Annotated in this window: 20 protein-coding genes; 8 read left to right on the top strand and 12 right to left on the bottom strand. The window is 39.6% G+C overall.

Translation table 11 applies throughout. The features are described 5' to 3' along the window. Window positions 1-49: 49 nt before the first annotated feature. A complete protein-coding gene (locus C9J48_RS12005) occupies window positions 50-610 on the bottom strand; it encodes a hypothetical protein (protein WP_006229529.1) in 561 nt (186 codons plus the stop codon). A gap of 145 nt (window positions 611-755) precedes the next feature. Between C9J48_RS12005 and C9J48_RS12000 the strand changes: the two genes are divergently transcribed. Continuing rightward, window positions 756-1,238, top strand: a complete 483-nt coding sequence (locus C9J48_RS12000; protein ID WP_036802991.1) for a glutathione peroxidase — start codon at window positions 756-758, stop codon at window positions 1,236-1,238. A gap of 86 nt (window positions 1,239-1,324) precedes the next feature. Here the strand turns inward: C9J48_RS12000 and C9J48_RS11995 are convergent, their stop codons facing one another. From C9J48_RS11995 to C9J48_RS11985, 3 genes are all read right to left on the bottom strand, one after another. Next, a complete protein-coding gene (locus C9J48_RS11995; RefSeq protein WP_006229531.1) occupies window positions 1,325-2,305 on the bottom strand; it encodes a CHAD domain-containing protein in 981 nt (326 codons plus the stop codon). A 302-nt stretch (window positions 2,306-2,607) separates the two neighbouring features. Further along, entirely contained in the window at window positions 2,608-3,906 is a 1,299-nt protein-coding gene (locus C9J48_RS11990; RefSeq protein WP_006229532.1) for an ethylbenzene dehydrogenase-related protein, read from the bottom strand. Between the two features lie 10 nt (window positions 3,907-3,916). Next, on the bottom strand, window positions 3,917-4,453 hold the full coding sequence (locus C9J48_RS11985) for a cytochrome b (protein WP_006229533.1): 537 nt from the start codon (window positions 4,451-4,453) through the stop codon (window positions 3,917-3,919). Window positions 4,454-5,256: 803 nt separating this feature from the next. Here C9J48_RS11985 and hppD point away from each other — a divergent pair. Then, on the top strand, window positions 5,257-6,327 hold the full coding sequence (gene hppD / locus C9J48_RS11980; RefSeq protein WP_006229534.1) for a 4-hydroxyphenylpyruvate dioxygenase: 1,071 nt from the start codon (window positions 5,257-5,259) through the stop codon (window positions 6,325-6,327). An 81-nt stretch (window positions 6,328-6,408) separates the two neighbouring features. On the opposite strand, the gene C9J48_RS11975 is transcribed toward hppD, so the two are convergent. Beyond that, a complete protein-coding gene (locus C9J48_RS11975) occupies window positions 6,409-7,911 on the bottom strand; it encodes a phospholipase D family protein (RefSeq protein WP_258191561.1) in 1,503 nt (500 codons plus the stop codon). A gap of 210 nt (window positions 7,912-8,121) precedes the next feature. Beyond that, window positions 8,122-9,141: a hypothetical protein gene (locus tag C9J48_RS11970; RefSeq protein WP_006229536.1), complete on the bottom strand. Its 1,020-nt coding sequence runs from the start codon at window positions 9,139-9,141 to the stop codon at window positions 8,122-8,124. 478 nt (window positions 9,142-9,619) lie between these two features. On the opposite strand from C9J48_RS11970, the gene C9J48_RS11965 reads away from it, so the two are divergent. Further along, a complete protein-coding gene (locus C9J48_RS11965) occupies window positions 9,620-10,072 on the top strand; it encodes an acyl-CoA thioesterase (RefSeq protein WP_006229537.1) in 453 nt (150 codons plus the stop codon). 121 nt (window positions 10,073-10,193) lie between these two features. Here the strand turns inward: C9J48_RS11965 and C9J48_RS11960 are convergent, their stop codons facing one another. After that, window positions 10,194-10,676, bottom strand: coding sequence for a YHS domain-containing (seleno)protein (locus C9J48_RS11960; protein WP_036802652.1), 483 nt, complete (start codon window positions 10,674-10,676; stop codon window positions 10,194-10,196). Window positions 10,677-10,837: 161 nt separating this feature from the next. Here C9J48_RS11960 and C9J48_RS11955 point away from each other — a divergent pair, with 161 nt between their 5' ends. Next, complete coding sequence (locus C9J48_RS11955) at window positions 10,838-11,707, top strand: helix-turn-helix transcriptional regulator (protein WP_006229539.1); 870 nt, start codon at window positions 10,838-10,840, stop codon at window positions 11,705-11,707. Between the two features lie 138 nt (window positions 11,708-11,845). Here C9J48_RS11955 and ohr read toward each other — a convergent pair whose 3' ends face one another. Further along, window positions 11,846-12,268: an organic hydroperoxide reductase Ohr gene (gene ohr, locus C9J48_RS11950; RefSeq protein ID WP_006229540.1), complete on the bottom strand. Its 423-nt coding sequence runs from the start codon at window positions 12,266-12,268 to the stop codon at window positions 11,846-11,848. Between the two features lie 131 nt (window positions 12,269-12,399). On the opposite strand from ohr, the gene ohrR reads away from it, so the two are divergent. The 4 genes from ohrR to ansB all read left to right on the top strand — a co-directional run bounded on the left by ohrR (window position 12,400) and on the right by ansB (window position 15,257). Next, window positions 12,400-12,876, top strand: coding sequence for a transcriptional regulator OhrR (ohrR, locus tag C9J48_RS11945; protein ID WP_006229541.1), 477 nt, complete (start codon window positions 12,400-12,402; stop codon window positions 12,874-12,876). A 211-nt stretch (window positions 12,877-13,087) separates the two neighbouring features. Then, entirely contained in the window at window positions 13,088-13,540 is a 453-nt protein-coding gene (locus tag C9J48_RS11940) for a hypothetical protein (RefSeq protein ID WP_006229542.1), read from the top strand. Window positions 13,541-13,632: 92 nt separating this feature from the next. Then, window positions 13,633-13,884: a hypothetical protein gene (locus C9J48_RS11935; protein ID WP_006229543.1), complete on the top strand. Its 252-nt coding sequence runs from the start codon at window positions 13,633-13,635 to the stop codon at window positions 13,882-13,884. A 308-nt stretch (window positions 13,885-14,192) separates the two neighbouring features. Beyond that, window positions 14,193-15,257, top strand: a complete 1,065-nt coding sequence (gene ansB / locus C9J48_RS11930) for an L-asparaginase 2 (RefSeq protein ID WP_006229544.1) — start codon at window positions 14,193-14,195, stop codon at window positions 15,255-15,257. 160 nt (window positions 15,258-15,417) lie between these two features. Here the strand turns inward: ansB and C9J48_RS11925 are convergent, their stop codons facing one another. The 4 genes from C9J48_RS11925 to C9J48_RS11910 form a co-directional block, all read right to left on the bottom strand. After that, window positions 15,418-17,037, bottom strand: coding sequence for an ABC transporter ATP-binding protein (locus C9J48_RS11925; protein ID WP_006229545.1), 1,620 nt, complete (start codon window positions 17,035-17,037; stop codon window positions 15,418-15,420). Window positions 17,038-17,049: 12 nt separating this feature from the next. Beyond that, window positions 17,050-17,544, bottom strand: a complete 495-nt coding sequence (locus C9J48_RS11920; RefSeq protein ID WP_006229546.1) for a hypothetical protein — start codon at window positions 17,542-17,544, stop codon at window positions 17,050-17,052. Window positions 17,545-17,768: 224 nt separating this feature from the next. Further along, on the bottom strand, window positions 17,769-19,112 hold the full coding sequence (locus C9J48_RS11915) for a TldD/PmbA family protein (protein WP_006229547.1): 1,344 nt from the start codon (window positions 19,110-19,112) through the stop codon (window positions 17,769-17,771). Next, window positions 19,112-20,497: a TldD/PmbA family protein gene (locus tag C9J48_RS11910; RefSeq protein WP_006229548.1), complete on the bottom strand. Its 1,386-nt coding sequence runs from the start codon at window positions 20,495-20,497 to the stop codon at window positions 19,112-19,114. Before C9J48_RS11910 ends, C9J48_RS11915 begins: the two co-directional genes overlap by 1 nt. Window positions 20,498-20,520 lie beyond the last annotated feature (23 nt).

Below are 20,520 nucleotides of genomic sequence, written 5' to 3'. Positions count from 1 at the left end.
GAATGTTTGTATCATGACACATTCGTTTTTTCTTTCAAATATCAATATGCTAAAAGAAAGAACGTTGTAACCACTGTTTCATTTTATCCACCATGCTGGTGGTTTGCTTATTCGCTTGCGCGCTATCAATACTAATATAATAAGCTTGCATAAAATCAGAGCGAAGCGTGTCGGAATGTATAAAAGAATCACTTTCTTTATCATCTGATAGCAGGTTAGCAACCTCTGTTGCATGATCATTTGCGTAGCTAAAATCAATACCTTGATAGCCTTGAATGAGTAACCACAGTGTTGTAATAACAATAAGTTGGTTACTGTCTGTTGGTATTAACTTATCAGCATGTTCTTTGCCGACTGTTTTTTTAAAGACTTGTTGCATATTATGAAGGCTTTGGCGCTTTTGCTCAAAATCCAGTTGAGCTTCGTTCTGAGCCTTGGTCATTACACCTAGTAGTAAATCATTACGAGGGGTATCAGGCTTTTGCTGGCATACAGAGTCAAAAAAAGGCGAACAAACCGTAATAAACTGGTCAAGTTCGAGGCGTTGCTGATCATCAAAGGTGAGTTGCTCTAAGCCTATTGCTTTTAGTTCGGTTAGTAAGTCTGTCATGCTCTAAGTCATTAAATGCAAAAATCTTTCCTCATTATACGTGATTGGGTTGGAAAAAGAACGAATTAGATATTTGACTCTAGAATCACTTGCTATAGTGGAAGCAGAATGGCTTTTTAATCCCCATATACGTGTGAGAATGATGATGACGACTTTTTATGACATATCAGCAGATAATATACGTGGTGAAAGCGTATCGATGAATGAGTTTGCAGGCAAGTTAGTGCTTGTTGTAAACACGGCGAGTGAGTGTGGCTTTACACCTCAATATCGCGGATTACAAGATTTGTATGCAAAATATAAAGACCAAGGATTAGTGATTATTGGTTTCCCATGTAATCAATTTGGTGGGCAAGAACCTGGTGAGAATAAAGATATTGCCGAATCATGTTTGATTAATTATGGTGTCGATTTTCCAATGTTTGCGAAAGTGGATGTAAATGGTGCAGATAGCCACGCGTTATTTCAATATTTAGTAAAAGCACTGCCGGGTACATTTGGTTCTAAGGTGAAATGGAATTTTACTAAATTCATGATTAGCCGTGATGGTAAACCATTAAAGCGTTTTGCACCTACTAAGAAACCTGAATCGATGGAAGCTGATATTGTTCGAGCGTTAAAGGCATAATAATAAACTTACTATCGTCAAACCATCGAATGTTAAATAATGAAAACGCCGTTAGATATTATCGAGAAGAGACAGTCTAGGTGGCGTCATTCGCTTGTTGTAGACGGTAGAGCGTAAAGTGCATCATAGCTTTTAATATTTGTTGAATCAGTGAATTGTGAAAGTTGCGTTATGATATCTTGCTTCGTTGCGAGGTGCACTTTTTGGGTGATAGTAAGTAATTGGTCGACTGCTAGATACCGGTGACTGGTGGGTTTACGAGCGGTTAAATAGTCAGCTAAGAATATCTGCTGAACGGAAGAGTCATTAAATAACCCTAAGCTGTCTTGTAATACTTTTAATGTGGAAATTTGTTTGGTAATAATTTCATTTGAAAATAGGGGAGAGAAATACGCCAGTAGGTAGCGTAATTTTTTACATTCTATACGCAGATGATGAATGTCCTCATCGCTACTGTCTAAGGTTAATGCTTGGCACATAATCAATACTTTATGGTATCGATTATTGATCATTTTTTTTCCATATATCAGGCTCGGCTTTTTCCCCATATCTAATGGGTTCTGTTTTAATTGTTCAATAACCCCTTTTAATTCTAGGCACTGTTGCTGATAGCTATCTGTTTTTATCCATTGCTTTACTTCTTTAAAGCTTTTTCTGCGTTGGCTTTGTAAATCATCAAAAAAACGTGCTAACCCTTGATGATGTTTGTGTTCTAAACAATCAAAGTAGTCATCCATCTTCAGTAGGTAGACATCTAGATCGCGGAGTCGATTAGTTTTTTGCATCAATATTTTTAGGTTACTGGTTAATGCTTCACTATGTTCTGGTTGAAAAATGCCTTTCATTAACGTTGTGATAGCACGGCATCGACGAAGCGATACTCGGTATTGATGTAAAAACTCACTGTCATCATCTCTTAGTAATCCAGGCTCATACTGGCGTGCATGATTAAATTCAGCTAAGAGATAAGAATGAATGGGAAGATAAATATTCTTTTTAGCTGATAGTTTAATTTTGTCTTTCTTACGTGTAGGAAGTGTTAGTTTATCCCTCTTCGTTACATTCATTACTACCCCTTTTTATGCATTGCTAAGTATAAGAATACACCCTTAAAAACATAACGCTGTAAACCTAAGCAAACTGATAGCAAAACTGCATAAATAAAAATTGTGTTAAATATACGAAATGTTAATTAGCACAGTGTAGTGAACTCGCTTTAACCTTTGTTTTGTTGCGTGAAGGGTTTGTCTCGTCTGCGGGGATATTGGAGTCGAATAGAGTAAGCCGCTATACAGTTTTTACTCGAAAGAGTATTACTGTATAGCGGCTTGTTATCGTTATTTATTTTGAATAAGTGCAGCGCTTAGCTTTACTTAAGGTAATGACTGATCACATCGCCTTCTGCACCTTCACCAATCCCTACATCAAATGGGAATGTAACAAAGTGAGAGCGTGTTGTGGTTGAGTCATCATGAATGGCAACGTTGAAGTTGTACGTGCCACCAATTTTCATGATTTTATCGTCTTCTGGGCTACCTGTATCGAATTTACGTTTAAAGACAACTGTGTATCTTCCGTCTTTAAATTCTGATGCGATACCGCTATTGTCACCCGCTGAGCCATCAGGCATGCGTAGTAAACGACCTTGTAGCATTTGACCTGGCTTAATTTTACTTGCGTCATATGGCATGGTGTTAACACCTTCTACTAACGCAATTTGCTTAGTCAGGTCATTGTTATCTTCACGATTAATTGCGTAGAAGCCAGTTTTCTCGATATCATACATGTATTTTGGAATCATCGTTTTACGATCGACGTTCCAAGTAAAGACTGTTTTACCGCTGTCATTCAGACGATATTCAAACACATAACCATCATCAGCATACCCGATAGGGCCAGAGCGTGTTGAACGCCATTGCATAAGATCAACAAATTGCCCTTTTGCTTTTAGACGGTCGATTTCTTCTTGGGATTTTGGTTTATCCCAGCTTGAACCATCGGTGCGAGATTCCGGTAGATACTTACGTATATCATCCTTATTCAAACCATGAAGACCAATTACCGGTAAGGCAAGGCTTTGCTCTTTGGTTGCGGGATCTAAATCACGTTCACCTGCATGGCAAGACATGAAGCAGCCTTGTTCGCCGAACTGAGCAACGCTTCCGTCATCGATCATAAAGCTGAGACGATCTTCATAAAGAGGATCTTCAGGCTTAGACATGCGATCACCACCAACCGATTTCCATTTTTTTCCGTCAAATTCAATCATATTGTGCATACGACCAGGGTGGCCCGATTGCGCTGCCCATTCGGTTCGAATATATAAATATTCATCATCATGAGCAAACTGCATATCTGCAACAACGGAACCATTTTTATCTTTTAACTGAGGAACATCACTTTTAACTAGCATATCGCCTAAACCACGTTCTTCATCAATGTGGCATGCGCTACATTTACGCGTTTCAAAGTTCTTGTGGCTTGTGCCTTTGTGTTCTTCAGAGTTTAACCATGCATAGGTCACTTTTCCTGGGAAAAATAATGATTTTTGAACCATTGGAACGGTGTCCCAATTGATGTCTGATTCAATCCCGTCAAGTGTTAGGTTTTCGGCATGGGCTGTGGCTACCATTAGGCTCAGAGCTGAAAGTGTTAGTAATTTGTTCATTGAGGGTTCCTTATTTTGCTGAGCCAAACATACGGGTGATAGTTGCATCTTTAATGATGAAATGATGGAACAGTGTTGCACCTATATGCCCAAGCAAAAGAGCGTATGTGAAGTACGAAAGGTATTCGTGAACAAAGCTAGAAAGCTCGATAAGTGAAGAGTTACGCTCAGCAAAACCAGGGATAGTAAAAATACCGAATACGTCGACATCTCTCGCTTTAGCCATAGTAAGTGCTAGACCTGATAAAGGCATTGCGATCATGGTACCAACAAGCAGTGCGTAGGAAAAATTTGCACTGAATTTTTGCATCGGGGTACCTAATGCGTTGGGCTTGCCTGACTTTTTAATCCATATTAAACGTATAGTTAGTAGCAGAAGAGACAGTACACCAATTCCGCTGTGTAGATTCACAAAGCTTACGTCACCTGCAGGGATTGTTTGTTCATATAATATCAATGCAATAGCACTGAAAAATAGAATTAAGTAGCTATGGTGAATGACGCGACTGACTGCACCGAAGTTCCATTTGCTATTGTGTGGTTGCATATAATTCCTTATTCAGCTAAATGTTGTAATCAAGTTTTATTTGAAAGTATGAAGCTTTATTTGTTTTTATTATCCAATATAAAATGTTGTGTATGTTGATAATGATCAAATAACATCTCAAGTGGTTAGCTGTGAGAGGCGAACTAATTAATTTTGATTTTTTATACAAATGGATTGTGAGTTAAGAGGTTGATTTAATTTGTTTTATTTTCGATGTTTGCTGGTGTGGAAGATGGTTGTTTTATTTGTAAGGATGTGTTTCAGTATGTTTGTTAATATCGACGTTGTTAATTAATATTATTACTTCTGCTAATTGATGAGGTCAATTAATGTGAGTGGGTTGAATTTGTAGTTAATATATATAAGTGAGTTTTATTATCATTTGATGTTAGGTTGTGATAAAGCTTTAACGAGTGTGAGCTATCTCTATTGTAATAACTAATATAATTATTATTAAAAACTTATATTAGTGGATATGTATTTATCTTATATGTCGAATTGACTCTCAATAGCCACTACGGTGATATCGAGATCCATCTAGAATAATATGAAGCTTATGTTTTATTGTATAACGGGTGTTATGCGACATTGCCATAGACTCTCATCGCAGAAAGCAGGTTAGCTCATTCAAATCAATGAATGGCAAGCCATCTTTACGCTGTGTATTTACATTTCATTAACATTGTTTTGTCGTGTAACTTCTCATCATCAGTTAATTAATGCTAATCCTATAAGTAGTAACGAAGATTGATAAAACAATTGAGTGGCTAACATTAATGCCAACACAAAGTGAGGATAAACGGATGGAAAACACTAACTTTAATCCAATGGGAACGGATGGCTTTGAGTTTGTCGAATATACAGCGCCAACCCCAGAAGGTATTGCTAATCTAAAAAACCTATTTCGATTAATGGGTTTTGCTGAAATTGCAAAACATAAACATAAAGCAGTGTGGCTATTTCGACAAGGTGATATTAATTTCATCGTAAATAGCGAAGGCCATTCACAAGCAGCAGGATTTGCGAGTACGCATGGTGCAAGCGTAAATGCCATGGCGTTTCGTGTAGTTGATTCTAATGCAGCATTGGCTTATGCGGTAGAAAAAGGTGCAACAGCATGTGCCGCGCAAGCAGGGCCAATGGAGCTGAATATTCCAGCCATTTATGGCATTGGCGAATCGCTTATTTATCTGGTTGATCGTTTCGGCAAGCATGATATTTATGAAATCGATTTTGATTACTATCCTGATTATAAGCAGCGTTTAGCCAGTTTAGATGCTGGTTTAGAAAACTTAGATCACCTTACCCACAACGTGAAACGAGGCAATATGGATCTTTGGGCGAGTTTCTATGAGAAAATTGCCAATTTTCATGAGATCCGCCATTTTGATATAAAAGGTAAATCGACAGGGCTACTGTCGCGTGCCTTAACCGCGCCATGCGGTAAAATTCGCATCCCAATTAATGAATCACATGATGATAAATCACAAATTGCAGAATACCTTGAGAAATACAACGGTGAAGGTATTCAGCATATCGCGCTAAGTACCCAAGATATTTATAGTACAGTCAAAAAGCTGAAAGAGGGGGGATTACCCTTCATGGAAACACCTCATACTTATTATGAAGGGGTTAATAAGCGAGTGAAAGGGCATGAAGAAGATGTGGCAAAGCTAAAAGATCTCAATATTCTGATCGATGGCGATGACACTGGTATTCTTTTACAAATTTTCACGAATACTGTTATCGGGCCTGTGTTCTTCGAGATTATTCAACGTAAGGGTAATGAAGGGTTTGGAGAGGGTAATTTCCAAGCACTGTTTGAGTCTATCGAATTAGATCAAATACGTCGCGGTGTGATTGATGCGACATAAACTCGTGGATAACTAGAAAGAATAAACGAGTCGAAATATATCAAGGTAAGAGTAAGTATAATTGCTTGCTCTTACCTTAAACTAAAGGTGTTTTTCTATTGGGAGTAACCCTGAGAACCAAGCCCCAAATCGTAACCAAATACTGGTGTCGGGTTCTGTGTCGTACTGCTTTCCTGTTACATCATCTACCCAAGCAATGTCACCATCGTTATCAAGCTTTAGACGATAAGTTGTCCTCTTTAAGGCTGATGAGATAGCTTGCTCTGTCTGCTCTGCAAATTGAGGAGAATCAACGAAAACACCCATTTCAGTATTTAAATAAGCAGAGCGGGGATCGAAGTTATAAGATCCAACAAAGGTTTTATACTGATCTATGATGAAGACTTTTGCGTGTAAACTGGTGCGTGAACTACCTAGCCAAGAATGTTTTTTATCCAGCTCTCGTTCCACTTTGACTTCATAAAGTTTAACACCACTGTCTAATAATATTTTACGCCTTTTCGCATACCAGCCATGTACAGAAAATACGTCATTTGAAGCTAATGAATTGGTAATCACTGTAATGTCTATCCCTTGGCGTGCAGCTTCTGCTAAAGCTTTTGCCCCATCTTCTGTTGGAACAAAGTAAGGAGAAATAATGAGTAAACTTTTTTCTGTTTGTTTAAGAACCGCAGAAATCTTATGTAGTAATAAGCCATCGTTAGATTGATTGGTAGGATTGTCTGTATCCACTTTGTTTGGAGAGTCGTAACTTAATTTAGCATCACTCCAGTACAGCGGAAGAGAATGCTCCAGTAGTTGTTGTATAACAGGGAGTTCTTTTAGCGATTTAGCGTAGTCAGAACGCGTTAAGTAAATCAGTTTGGACTCTTTCCATGCTTCTAAATCAGCTTCTGTTACTGGATTTATATTATCAACTAAGTGTTCAACGGGTGTCGCAGGTTCACTGTTCCAATATACGTCAAATTGCAGGGCAATATCAGGGATAACTTTACCTAATAGAAACAAGTCCATATCACCGAATTCAACATTGTTATTGGCCGAAAAATATTCATCACCGATATTACGTCCGCCAATAATAGCGAAAGCGCCGTCAGCAATGATTGCCTTATTATGCATGCGTCGGTTTAAACGATTAAAATCACCGATAAAGCCTACAGCTCGCATACTTCTATTCTCAAAAGGGTTAAATAAGCGGAGTTCTACATTAGGGTGGTCAGCAAGTTTTGCTAATGCAGCATCATTACGAGCTTGCATGTCATCTAAAAGAATTCTAACGCGAACACCGCGCTCTGCTGCTTGATATAAATACCATGTCATCAATGAGCTTGTACTGTCATCTCGATAAATATAGTACTGAATATCAACACTTTTTTCTGCACTATAAATCATAGCAAGTCGCATAAAATACGCTTCTTTACCGTCACTTAACGGATAGAATCCTGTTTTATCGGGGTGTGCAGCAATATAAGGAGCAACATATTTTGAAAGCTGTGTATGCTTATCGGCAGGGATTGAATACATTACGTCTTTTTCTTGTTCTATATGCTTAGCGCAACCTGTTAACGCTAAAATGCTACACACGACTAACCAAATAGATGATAATTTTAAAATGAGTGATCTAGGTTGAACGCATTTAAGAAAAAGCATACTAAATAGTTATCTTCGATATTTATAAGACTAATGAAAGTGTAACGATGTTTACTTGATTCTTGGTGTTTTTTTATTTGAGATATAAAAAAGACCCATCAATCTGATGAGCCTCTTTTAGAGTATTGCTTGAGTATATGTGTATTAACTTTCTGTTAAGCCATGCCATTGGTAATGATTATTCGGCTTTTTACTGACAAAACCTTCATCAAGTAACTGCTTAAAAATACCATCTACATCATCGCTGCTTGTTTTAAGGAACCTTGCCATTGCGCGTTTACTGCAATTCACTTGGTTTCTACTCAATGCATCGACCGCTTGTTCGTATAACGTCTTAGGTTCAGCGTCTTCCTGCTCTTTCGCGGCTGCTTCCATCATTTCTGCATTGATCTCGCTGGTGCCAATATCAGATGGATTCAGTGTATGTGTTAACAGCTCTGGGCTTTTAGGTTCAGTATTATTGAAAGCATCGATAGTGATCGGGTTGATTCGACGGAATTGGTTACGAAAACGTTGTTCTTCACCAATTAAACCGACAAAGAATGCAGCAAAGAAATCGAGGAGTACCGATAGAAAAATGACCAAACCAAGTTGAGCGGCTTGTGTTCCAATATTCAGCGACTTTGCCAAACTATCGATTAAACCAAGCACCGAACCTTGCCCTACAATCGGCAAGCTATCACGTTGCATTGCCAGTTCTTGTTGTTGAATACGCAGCTTTTCATTTTCTTTTTGAATGCGTGCAACGCCCATCGCAATACGTTCCATTTGGATGTATTTTTCTGCGGCATCATTATTCAATGCTATTTGTTGATCAATAGATTCAATCTGCATGTTAAATGCATTGATTTTACTTTGTTGTACATTAACGTGACCTTGTGCTTTATTCGTCGCACTGTTAATGCCCCCGACAGAGCCGCCAATCGAAATTGCAGCCAGAACTGCATAGAATGTGAAGGCAGAAAAGGTGCCGCTGTAATTACGACGAGATTTACGCTCGCCAACTTCATACCAAGCAAAAAACTTACCTAGTTCAAAAATAACGGCTAAACCACCAAATAACACCTTCATCAATGGATCGTCATCAATTGACAAGAATAGAAGCAGAGAAAAGACAATAGACGCAAGGATAGATGCGCCAGTGAAGCTATAAACCGTCCACATTGCGAACGTCCCTTTCGGGTATCTTACTGGTAAATTTTCGTTGTAAAGCATAAGAGGCTATCTGTATTTAGGGCAAAATGCACACAAGCCTGACGGCTATACCGGCAAGCTATAAAAAGGGAACGTAGGATACCCTAAAAAACACCCTAAGCCCTTATAAAACACGGGTTGCAGTGTCTTCTCGGTGAAAATTCACACGCCGCTTTCATAACTGTTCAAAGCTTAATCAGTTAATTGAGATAAGTGCCTCCATAACATTTATTTCGTGCTACATCGTAAGCGAAATACAAGGTGATACTAGCTTATATACTGTATACAAAGTGTGCTGCACACTATTGAAACACACTTGTTGTAAATTTGTTAAATCAAAGCTAGATTAATTACTTCAAGCGATCGTTTGAATTTTAAAGCGTCGCACTTGAATAATTTCATCAAATGATAGCCATTAACTGATGTTCATTAAAAGCAAGGAGCTAACATGATTGATATGCTGAAAGGTTACCCAGTTATTACAGAAATCCCTGTAGCATGGGGGGAGATGGACGCGTTAAATCACGTGAATAATGTGGTGTACTTTCGTTATATGGAAACAGCACGTATTGATTACTTTAATAAAGTACAGTTGATGGAAGATATGAAGTTGACTGGTGTTGGCCCTGTCTTGGGTGAAACAACATGTCGCTATAAGCTACCAGTCACTTTTCCAGATACGCTCTATGTTGGTTCTCGCGTCTCTGAAATTAAAGATGATCGCTTCACTATGACGTACGAAATTTATAGTAAGAAGTTAAATGCAATAACGACTGTCGGTAGTGCAAAAGTTGTCATGTTTAATTTCAAGAACAAAAAGCCAGATAATCTATCCCAGCATTTGCGCGATACCATTATAGATATTGAAGGGGATGCATTGAAAGTGGTAGAAAACGTATAAAGCTCTACACAGCGTGTATATCGACGTGATTTATCGTTTCATGGCTAACAAGAAGTTATGTAGCAGTCTCTAAAGGCACTGCTACATGACTAGTTACAGGTTATCTGCATAGCACGCTATTTTATTCAGCATTCACCACATCGGCACTCACGAGTTTAATTGTTGGCCACACTTTTTCAGCAATAACGATGTTACCCGATACATCTTCTAACCAGCGTTTTTGAACATCTTTATTGAGATTCAGATACAGCTTGTTATCGACAATGCGCCAAGCCGTTGGGTCGGTATCAAGTTTTTTATTCAGTGATACACCCATTGCACAATAACCGCCATACTGAGGGGCATATTTAGTGGGGTCACTGCGAAAAGTATCGCGGTTTTCTGCACTTACAAAATGGTAAATGGCGTTTTTATAGGTTGCGCTATATTGTGCGTTTCCTTTTGTGGGGTTACTGTCAGTGAAGTAAGCAATAGGATCATACCCTTGAATAGCGAGGTCATTTTTATCTGCGCTCATATCAATGTCAGCAGAAAAAGCGAAACTACTAAGAGCAAGTGATGAAGCAATAGTCGCGGTTTTCAAAAGAGTACGTAATTTCATCATATTATCCTTGAACATCATTATCGGTATGACAGTACTGTGTAAGCTCACCTTGAGCATTAAACAAAACTGTGTTGTCCTTACTGATTAACTATATTGGTAACAGCAACAGAGAACGGTTCCGATCGTCTCTGATTACAAACCAATCATCCAAATGTAGAGTTATGGACAATCTTTCAGAAGTAATTAAGCGCTTGTCATTTCGCGCAGAAGTATTTTTTAGTGGCAATATGTGTGGCATTCACGCTATCGGTGGGGATAGTAACCAACAAGCACATTTACACCTGCTTCAATCAGGCGTGCTGACATTAAAAAGTGTTGAAGGGCATAAAATTATTCTCGACCGACCCTCTATTATTTTTTTACCGCATAATACTGTTCATCATATTATTGCGAATGAATCTGAGGGGGCTCAACTTGTGTGTGCCAATATCGGCTTTGATAGCGGGGTAAATAGCCCTTTAGTGAATAATCTGCCTAAATTTATCAGTTATCCTGTCGATGATGACAGCTCACTAAGCCAAATAGCGCGATGGATATTTGACGAGGCCTTTACACAAAAATTGGGCAGAGACCCAATGATTGATTGCTTATGTGATGTATTTTTGATTCAAATGCTGCGCAGATTATTAGGTAGCGATGATATACAAACTCAAGCACAGGTAACATTGCGAGAAAGTGTACTTCAGCAAGGCTTATTTGCTGGTCTTGCGCATTCTCGTTTAGCCAAGTTAATGACCGCATTACATGATCATCCAGAACAGGTATGGACACTGGAAAATATGGCAGAGGTGTCTGTAATGTCTCGTTCAAAATTTGCAGCTTTATTTAAAAGCACAGTGGGGCAGCCCCCAAATGATTATTTGACTGATCTTCGTATAGCTAAGGCACAGATTCTTTTACAAGAAGGCACATCTGTTAGCGTGGTGGCTAATTTAGTGGGGTATGAACATGGTTCTGCTTTAGCGCGAGCATTTCGAAAGAAGCTAGAGATGTCACCTAAAGAATGGTTGGCTAAACGTTTGATGGAATAGATAAAAAAGAAGCGTAATGTGCGTTGTTACCTAGTAAATAAGCCTTATATATCAGGCTTCGATATAAATTGGAATATCGAAGCCCAATAATCGAAAGTTACGTTCAAGCTAGTATTGCTTAGCCTAAGTTAACGCTGTTTAAATTACATCGCCGTTTACACTTACTTTTACATCAATGTTGTTACGCACTGCATTTGAGTATGGGCAAACTTGATGGGCCTTTCTAACCAGTTCAAGCGCTTCTGCTTGTTCTAGCTGAAGTTTAACGGCTAATTCGACAGATAAGCTAAAACCGCCCGTTTCATTTGGTGAAATACCCACTGTTGCCGTTGTTGGCGCTTCAGCTAATTTTAGCTTTTGCGTCTGAGCAACAAAAAGAATCGCATTAGAAAAACACGCTGAGTAACCTGCTGCAAATAACTGTTCAGGGTTAGTTGCTTCACCTGTACCGCCCATTTCTTTTGGATAGCTCAGTGCCAGTTCAAGTTTTGCATCGTCAGTTTTAACCATGCCGTTACGACCTGCAGATGCTGTTGCTGATGTGCTGTATAAAGTTGTCATGGTTCATCCTCTATATTTAGTAATTGTTGCCGCTCTAGCTAATGTTAATTAAGTTGTGCGCTATTTAATTGCTAGCAACTATATGTCGTATGTACGATGAAAAGCAAGTATATTGTGCGCAATGTAATTAAATGATGAATAGAGTTAAAACTGTTATGGCTGATTCTCAAGATTCGCGTTCCGACTTACAGCTTGATAAACAAGTATGCTTTTCACTTTATAGTGCTTCAAATGCGATGGTACGAACGTACCGCCCGTTGTTAGATAAACTAGATCTGACTTACTTGCAGTACATTGTGATGATGGTGTTGTGGGAAGTGAAATGTGTAAATGTAAAAACACTGGGTGAAAAGGTACATCTTGATTCAGGTACGTTAACCCCATTACTGAAGCGATTAGAAGGGAAGGGCTTAGTACTGCGTCGTAGAAGTGAAACTGATGAACGTGTTAGAGAAATAAGCTTAACGGAAGAAGGGAAAGCGTTAAAGCTGCTAGCTGAATCAATACCCGGTGAAATGATGTGTAAAGCCCATATGTCGATCGATGAACTAATAGCATTGAAAACAGCTTGCGATACATTGCTGCGTAATTTAAGTAATAATGCCTAAGTCGCCTTAAGCACAACAAAATAAGCTGATGTGCAGTTATTTTAAGCAATGTCGACGCTAAACGTTATCCATGAAGCTAAAGATGAACTTTTGCGGTTTACTGACATCTTACATTCACATTTCCTCGATACTGTATTCACAATAACAGCGTTGGCGGAAATCTATTAAGGTCCGTAAACCAATCAATTGCACTTTTAGGATGAGATAACGCGTGAGCAATCAACCTCAACCTGATGCAACGGAAAGCATCGCACACAGGATAAAGGATCGTACAACTCAGATTTATTACACAGAACGTGAACGTGTTATGTATGAACGTTTAGGGCAGGCGTATGCTTGGTATCAAGTACTGTGTGATGAGATTAAACCCATTGAGCAATCATTGCTTAGTGCGCATTATGAGGTTTGGCCTCAGTTGACCAAGTTTAAATTTAAATCGTTTAACCAACTTCTTGTTAATGAAAGCCATGTTTTATTTGAGGTTGAGCGCATTCAAAAAAAATCCTCAGCAACCGTTGGACAGCGTGCACATATTGATTCACTCAATCAGAAACGTCGTGCTATTTACCCTGAATGGAATCGTGCAAAAAAAGCATTAGATTATATCGAATCTGAAAAAGCATATTTACGTGCCTTAAAAGATGTAGCCGTTTCGCCTTTATAGCGTCTTATAATCGATACTTTTTTTGCTTTAGCGGCTCTTTCTACATTTTATATTCTTGGCTTCTATACTTTATAGAAAAGAGAGAGTGCGCTATGTTTATTGCTATTCAACATGAAATTACCGATCCTGAAACATTCTGGCAAAAGGCGAGTGGTGCGTTAACTCATCCACCGTCAGGTATGCGAGTACACTCGACTATGCTTAGTCAGCGAGAGGGGCTTTGTCAGTGTATGTGGGAAGCTGAATCTATCGATAGTATCCGTGAATTTCTTGAGCCAGAATTAGGTGACTCTTGTGTAAATACCTATTATCAGATTGACCCTGATTTAGCGATTGGATACTAATACCAATCTAGACAAGTATCTGACTATTCACTTACCCTGAATGGTATGAAAGGTAAACTACTTGTACTTATTGTCGATGAATTTGGTAATTAACGATGTAATTGTTAAAGTCGTAAATAATCAGTAAGTCATCGTCTTTACTTTGATTTTATGTTCGTTAAGCTATTGGTTGCACCTGTCTACTTTGCTATACAGATCACTATTTGAATATTCATTTAAGTGATATCTACCACAAAAGTATTATTACATCAGACTAGAATTCTGGATTAATTAAATAACTCCAGATGAATCTCTATAGGTGTATAACAATGAAAAATAATCCAATTCGCTTAGGAATGGTTGTTGCTGGTTTGTGCTTCAGTACATTTTCTTTTGCTTCTGCCGATTTGCCGAATATTAAAATTCTGGCAACTGGCGGTACGATTGCAGGCGCTGGCCAATCAGCAACAGAATCTAACTATACATCAGGTAAAGTGGGGATCGATGAGCTGATCGCTGCTGTACCTGACATGACAAAAATTGCGGATATTAGTGGCGAACAAGTCGTTAAAATTGGCTCTCAAGACATGAATGATGAAGTTTGGCTAACACTGGCAAATCGAGTTAACGCATTACTTGCACAAGATGATGTAGACGGTGTCGTTATCACTCACGGTACAGATACTATGGGTGAAACCGCTTACTTCCTTGATCTAACAGTTAAAAGCGATAAGCCAGTGGTACTTGTTGGGGCGATGCGTCCGTCAACTGCTATGAGTGCTGATGGACCAATGAACTTATACAATGCTGTTGTAACTGCTGCTGATAAAGATTCTGAGGGGCGTGGTGTATTAGTTGCGATGAGCGACAATGTATTCGATGCTCGTGATGTGACTAAAACCAATACAACATCAGTTGATACGTTCCAATCGCCAAACTTTGGTACGCTAGGTTATATCCACAATGGTGATGTAAAATATCAGCGTAGCCCAGAACGTAAGCATACATCTGATACCGTATTTGATGTATCTAAGTTAAAAGAGCTACCTAAAGTCGGTATCGTATATAACTATGCAAATGCTTCAGATTTACCGGTAAAAGCACTGATAGATGCGAAGTATGATGGCATTGTAAGTGCAGGTGTGGGTAACGGTAATATGTACCACACTATTTTTGATGAGCTAGTAAAAGCGAGTAAAGATGGCACTATGGTAGTCCGTAGCTCTCGTACACCAACGGGTTCAACCACTCTTGATGCAGAAGTGGATGATGCTAAATTTGGTTTCGTGGCATCAGGTACATTGAACCCACAAAAAGCCCGTATTTTATTGATGTTGTCTTTAACACAAACTCAAGATTACAAAGAAGTTCAAAAGATGTTCCAATTCTATTAAGCCACTCTTCTAGCCAGATATTGATGTTAGAGTTGATTTTAGAATAATGAAAGCCGCATTTTTGCGGCTTTTTTGTATTATGAAACCCGTCCTGAAACCTGCAATAAATATGGCTAGCCCTAAATATGACCAGCTCTGAGCTCTGATAATTAATTAATACCTAGGCTATTGCTTCTTCATCTAAATCAAACGAAGCGTTGATCAAATTTTTCGTGTACTCATGCTGAGGATTATGGAATATCTCTTCGGCTGTGCCTTGTTCCATTACTTCCCCATTTTTCATTACTAATACTCGATCAGACAGCGCTTTGACGACAGAAAGGTCATGGCTAATAAACAGAAAGCCTATATTGCTTTTGGCTTGAATATCTTTAAGTAAATCAATCACAGTGAGTTGAACAGATCGATCAAGTGCTGATGTGGGCTCATCCAGTAAAATAAAGGATGGATCAAGAATCAACGCACGAGCAATCGCTATACGTTGGCGTTGTCCCCCTGAAAATTCATGAGGATAACGGTTAATTGAGTGTGGATCTAGGCGAACCTCTTCAAGTGCTACACGGGCCTTTTGCAAACGCTCTTGTTTAGACAAATGAGGCTGATGCACCGTTAAACCTTCAGTGATGATTTCTCCTACCGTCATACGAGGTGACAAAGAACCGTAAGGGTCTTGGAAGACCATTTGTACGTCTTTTTTCAGTTCAAAGCGTTCTTTATCTGTGAGTGAACTAAGGTCGATTCCTTTGTAAGCAATTTTACCCGTAGAGGGAAGTAAGCCAATAATAGCTCGACCTAGTGTTGATTTACCGGAGCCAGATTCGCCTACAATCCCTAAGGTTTCACCTTGTTTTAGTGTGAATGAAATACCTTTTACTGCTTCAAAGTACTGATTCCTACTTTTAATGAAGTGAGATTTTATTAGGAACTTCACACGAATATCTTCAGCATGAAGAAGGTCGGGAGCATTGGCTTTGATGGGATCTTTCTGACCTTTGGGGATTGAGTTGATCAACATTTGTGTGTATTCATGTTGCGGGGCGTGGAAAAGTTGTTTTGTTTTGCCTTCTTCCACTATCTCACCTTTGCACATTACCAGTACGCGGTCAGCAAAGTGCTTAACAATACCAAGGTCGTGAGTAACAAACAGGATCGCCATTCCCATTTTAGTTTGGATCTCTTTGATTAAATCGAGAACTTCAGCTTGAACCGTCACATCTAACGCAGTAGTCGGCTCATCAGCAATTAAAATATTGGGCTCATTGATAAGGGCCATTGCAATCATAATACGTTGCAGTTGACCACCTGAAAACTCGTGAGGGTACTTAGTATAAGCTTGTTCAGGGCTGGGTAAATGAACAAGCTTAAAAAGCTCTAAAACACGGATTTTTGCCTGAGATTGAGATATACGACGGTGACACATAATCGCTTCTGCAACCTGAATGCCCACCCGTAAATAAGGATTCAGAGAGGTCATCGGTTCTTGGAAAATCATACCAATACGCTCGCCTCGGATAGACTGCATTTGACGTTCGGTTTTTTCTAATATTGGTTCACCGTCAAAAATAATGCTCGATTGTGAAGAGATAATGGCATTGTCTGGTAATAGACACATTAACGCATTACTCGAGACAGATTTACCTGAACCGGATTCCCCTACAATGGCAAGTGTTTCGCCAGCGTGTAAATCAAAGTTGATATTTTTCACCGCATCGACCATTCCATCATTAGTGGTAAAACTGACAGAGAGGTTACGAACTTTAAGAATGGCTTGGTCTGGCATGATATATCCTTATCAATTGATGAGATGCGTTGGGTGGAATGAATCTGGGGTTACTTTCAATTGGGCAAAGTAATGGTGTGCCTTTTGTAGTTGTTCGTATTCTGCCATCCATTGAGAATCACTTTGTGCGATACAAAAAGCCCCCATATAACGCAAAAGATCGTCACTTTGTTTATCGAGAGTCGAGCTTGTGCGTTGAATCAGAAGGTTTGTTTCAAGAGAGATAAATTGCAATAAGGCGTAAGATTGATTCAATATTGCAAATGCCCTCTGATATTGCCCCATTCGATTAAGTATTGATGATTGTGCGACAGTTGCATCACTTAATGCGATTAATAAGCATGAGAATTGACAGGGTTTAATATTCTCGTCTTCTAAAGCGAGATGGATATGTGTAGGAAGATTATTTAACACTTCACTGTATAGGTGATGTGCTTCAGGCCAATGGCCTTGCTCCATAAGTTGCTCTGCTTTTAAATAACGGACCCAACATTGCTGCAATTCCATAACTAACCTCGCTTTATAAGAGCTTTAATCGTAATGATATTTATTATCATTTGCAAGGTGAATCAATTTCCTTTTTGAATATGAGTGGTGTGAGTGGGCTTTTTTCGGATTAATGACGGCAGAATAGGGAAGGTATTTGACTATAGATTTTTTAATATATGTTATTAAAAAAATAGACCACAATTGTGATCTATTTTTGTGTGTCAGACTAACTCACTGTTGCTTTATTTACCCGCAATACTCAAACGGGCAAAACGAATTTGTGGTGCAAAGAAATCACGCTCGTAATCGTTGCTCAGGGTGTTACTTACGGCATCAACTTCTTTCAGCATTTGATAGAAGTTACCAGCAACGGTAATACCACGAACAGCTTGAACGCGTTTGCCGTCGCGGCATAAGAAGCCACTCGCGCCGAACGAGAAATCACCGCTTACAGCATCTGCACCAGAGTGAACGCCTTGAAGCTCGATAAGCTCAAGGTATTCGCCAGCCGTAACTTCTGCATCAGAACTTGTACCAGCAGCAATAACAGTATGACGAGGTGATACGCCTAAACCGCCTTTAGCTGAACGTGCTCCATTGGCTGTATTCTCAATGCCAAAGAAGTTAGCTGTATGGCTATTATGAAGCATGTTCTGTAGCTTGCCTTCACCAATTAAAATGGTGTCACGTGCCGCAAAACCTTCACTGTCGAAGCTCTTAATTGCAAAACCACCTTCAACAATCGCCTTGTCAGAAATTGTTAAGAGAGAACTGGCCACTTGCTGTCCTAATAGGTCGCGCCAAGGGTTAATCCCTTTCATTGCAGATTGCCCCGACAGGCTCATGCTAAATGCACCAAACAGGTTACTTAGCGAGCTAAGGTCGAAAACAACAGAGTAGTTTTGAGTCGTAATAGGGCCACCATCAAGCAAAGCTTGAGCGATGTCATAACCATGATTGATACAGAAGTTTGCATCGAGTTGGTCAAAGCGACGTCCTGAAGACATGCCACCATGCATTGATTGCTTACCGTCTTGCTCGTACAAGGTGTATGCATAGCAATAGGTAGAACGTTCTTGATGATGACAAAGCGTGCCTTGGCTATTTGCAAGAATGATTTGACTGTCAGATTCAGCGAAACCATTGTATGGCGAGCTAGAAGCGTGAGGTTTTGATACCACACCGTTTTCAAGCGCTAACGCCATTTCAATTTTATCATCAACTGTTGCGTTATCTTGTTGATAGATTTCGGCAATGTTAGTCGTGATTTTACTGTTAATACAGCTAATAGCTTGATGCTCATCTTGCTGAGAGAACTGAGCATTTTGCAGTGCTTGTTCAAGCATGATATCAAGGCTTTCTGGTGCTAATGATTCAGAATAGCTGGTGGCTACCCGCTGATCTTTCACTACGCGTACACCAATAACTTGACCAGATGTGACTTTATATTCTGCAAGTTCACCGTCGTTGGCTTTCAGTGAAAAATTGTTACTGCGGTTGGCAATAACATCGGCTTGTGCACCCGCCGCTTTTACTTTTTCTAATACGTGGTCAATCGCATTCTGAAGTTTGTTTTGATCAGCCATTAGTTACCACCCCCAACAAGAATATTGTCAACTTTTAGTGCCGGTTGGCCAACAGTTGTTGGCACTGAACCACTTATAGAGCCACACATGCCAGCTGCTAATGCAAAGTCATTACCTACCATGCTAATTTCTTTCAATACTTTAGGTCCAGTACTGATCAATGTAGCTGATTTCAATGGCTTAGTGATCTTACCATTTTCAATTAAGTAGGCTTCTTGTACGGCAAAGTTAAATTCACCAGTACCTGGTTGAACAGAACCACCGCCCATCTTCGGCGCATAAATTCCGTGCTCAACACTGGCTACCATTTCATCAAGCGAGCTGTTGCCTGCTTCAATGAAGGTATTACGCATACGAGACGTTGGTGCGTATTTGTATGATTCACGACGACCAGAACCTGTTGGCGCATAGCCAGTTTTCATGCCGCCTAACTTATCAACCATAAAGCTGGTTAATTTACCGTCTTTAATCAGCTGGGTGCGTTGGGTTTCCATGCCTTCATCATCGATGTTGATAGAACCCCATTCGTTCGTCATGGTGCCGTCATCAACTGCGTTGACCACAGTATTGGCAATCATTTCGCCCATCTTATCGTGGAAAACCGAGGCTTTCTTTGCTACCGATGTGGTTTCAAGTAGGTGACCACAGGCTTCATGGAAAATAACCCCGCCAAAACCGTTACCGATAATCACCGGCATTTCGCCTGACGGACAAGGATCGGCAAATAGTTTAACCATGGCTTGTTTAGCTACGTGTTGACCAAGATCTTTCGCATTTACGCTGTTGTGAAATTCCCAGCCCGTTAATGCGCCCGGTGCTTCAAAACCGGTAGATTGGTCGCTACCATTTTGTGCAATTGCAGTCGCTGCTATACGGGTATAATGACGGGTATCACCAATATGAAGACCTTCAGAGTTGAAGATTTCGATTTGTTGTTCACGTTGCAACATACGGCCAATGAACTGAGAAATTTTGTCGCTTTCAGCGCGGGCTGCATGGTTCACTTCTTTTAAGAAGGCAATTTTTTGTGCAAGCTCTGCACCTTGGCTCAGTGGGTACTGGCAAGTATGTTTATTGGTGTAACGGTTAAGATTTAGTGCTACGCCATCAATGATTTGGTCGCGTTTATCTTTTGCGGTAAGTAGGCTAGTAACACGTTTTAATTCTTCTTCTTCTGTGCTGTTGGTGTAACCGTAAAGTACTTTATAACCAAAAAACAAACGGATACCGATACCAAAATCGATACCTGAATTGACTTTATCAACTTCACCCGAGACTAATTCTACAGAGCTTGATTGATGATGTTCTACAAATAATTCGGCAAAATCAGCCCCAAGAAAGAGGGCATGATCGATAACTGCTTTAGCAGTAGCAGGGTTTAGCATGGTTGCTCCTTGCTGAATAAAAT

The organism is Photobacterium profundum (genome assembly GCF_003026285.1).
Lineage (GTDB): Bacteria > Pseudomonadota > Gammaproteobacteria > Enterobacterales > Vibrionaceae > Photobacterium > Photobacterium profundum.
The sequence above is the reverse complement of the archived record's forward strand: the minus strand, read 5'-3'. Positions and strand labels throughout refer to the sequence as shown.

Excerpts from the sequence above, each read along its gene's own strand:
- C9J48_RS12005 (WP_006229529.1), bottom strand. The coding sequence starts at position 610 with ATGACAGACTTACTAACCGAACTAAAAGCAATAGGCTTAGAGCAACTC.
- C9J48_RS12000 (WP_036802991.1), top strand. The coding sequence starts at position 756 with ATGACGACTTTTTATGACATATCAGCAGATAATATACGTGGTGAAAGC.
- C9J48_RS11995 (WP_006229531.1), bottom strand. The coding sequence starts at position 2,305 with ATGAATGTAACGAAGAGGGATAAACTAACACTTCCTACACGTAAGAAA.
- C9J48_RS11990 (WP_006229532.1), bottom strand. The coding sequence starts at position 3,906 with ATGAACAAATTACTAACACTTTCAGCTCTGAGCCTAATGGTAGCCACA.
- C9J48_RS11985 (WP_006229533.1), bottom strand. The coding sequence starts at position 4,453 with ATGCAACCACACAATAGCAAATGGAACTTCGGTGCAGTCAGTCGCGTC.
- hppD (WP_006229534.1), top strand. The coding sequence starts at position 5,257 with ATGGAAAACACTAACTTTAATCCAATGGGAACGGATGGCTTTGAGTTT.
- C9J48_RS11970 (WP_006229536.1), bottom strand. The coding sequence starts at position 9,141 with ATGTGGACGGTTTATAGCTTCACTGGCGCATCTATCCTTGCGTCTATT.
- C9J48_RS11965 (WP_006229537.1), top strand. The coding sequence starts at position 9,620 with ATGATTGATATGCTGAAAGGTTACCCAGTTATTACAGAAATCCCTGTA.
- C9J48_RS11960 (WP_036802652.1), bottom strand. The coding sequence starts at position 10,676 with ATGATGAAATTACGTACTCTTTTGAAAACCGCGACTATTGCTTCATCA.
- C9J48_RS11955 (WP_006229539.1), top strand. The coding sequence starts at position 10,838 with ATGGACAATCTTTCAGAAGTAATTAAGCGCTTGTCATTTCGCGCAGAA.
- ohr (WP_006229540.1), bottom strand. The coding sequence starts at position 12,268 with ATGACAACTTTATACAGCACATCAGCAACAGCATCTGCAGGTCGTAAC.
- ohrR (WP_006229541.1), top strand. The coding sequence starts at position 12,400 with ATGATGAATAGAGTTAAAACTGTTATGGCTGATTCTCAAGATTCGCGT.
- C9J48_RS11935 (WP_006229543.1), top strand. The coding sequence starts at position 13,633 with ATGTTTATTGCTATTCAACATGAAATTACCGATCCTGAAACATTCTGG.
- ansB (WP_006229544.1), top strand. The coding sequence starts at position 14,193 with ATGAAAAATAATCCAATTCGCTTAGGAATGGTTGTTGCTGGTTTGTGC.
- C9J48_RS11925 (WP_006229545.1), bottom strand. The coding sequence starts at position 17,037 with ATGCCAGACCAAGCCATTCTTAAAGTTCGTAACCTCTCTGTCAGTTTT.
- C9J48_RS11920 (WP_006229546.1), bottom strand. The coding sequence starts at position 17,544 with ATGGAATTGCAGCAATGTTGGGTCCGTTATTTAAAAGCAGAGCAACTT.
- C9J48_RS11915 (WP_006229547.1), bottom strand. The coding sequence starts at position 19,112 with ATGGCTGATCAAAACAAACTTCAGAATGCGATTGACCACGTATTAGAA.
- C9J48_RS11910 (WP_006229548.1), bottom strand. The coding sequence starts at position 20,497 with ATGCTAAACCCTGCTACTGCTAAAGCAGTTATCGATCATGCCCTCTTT.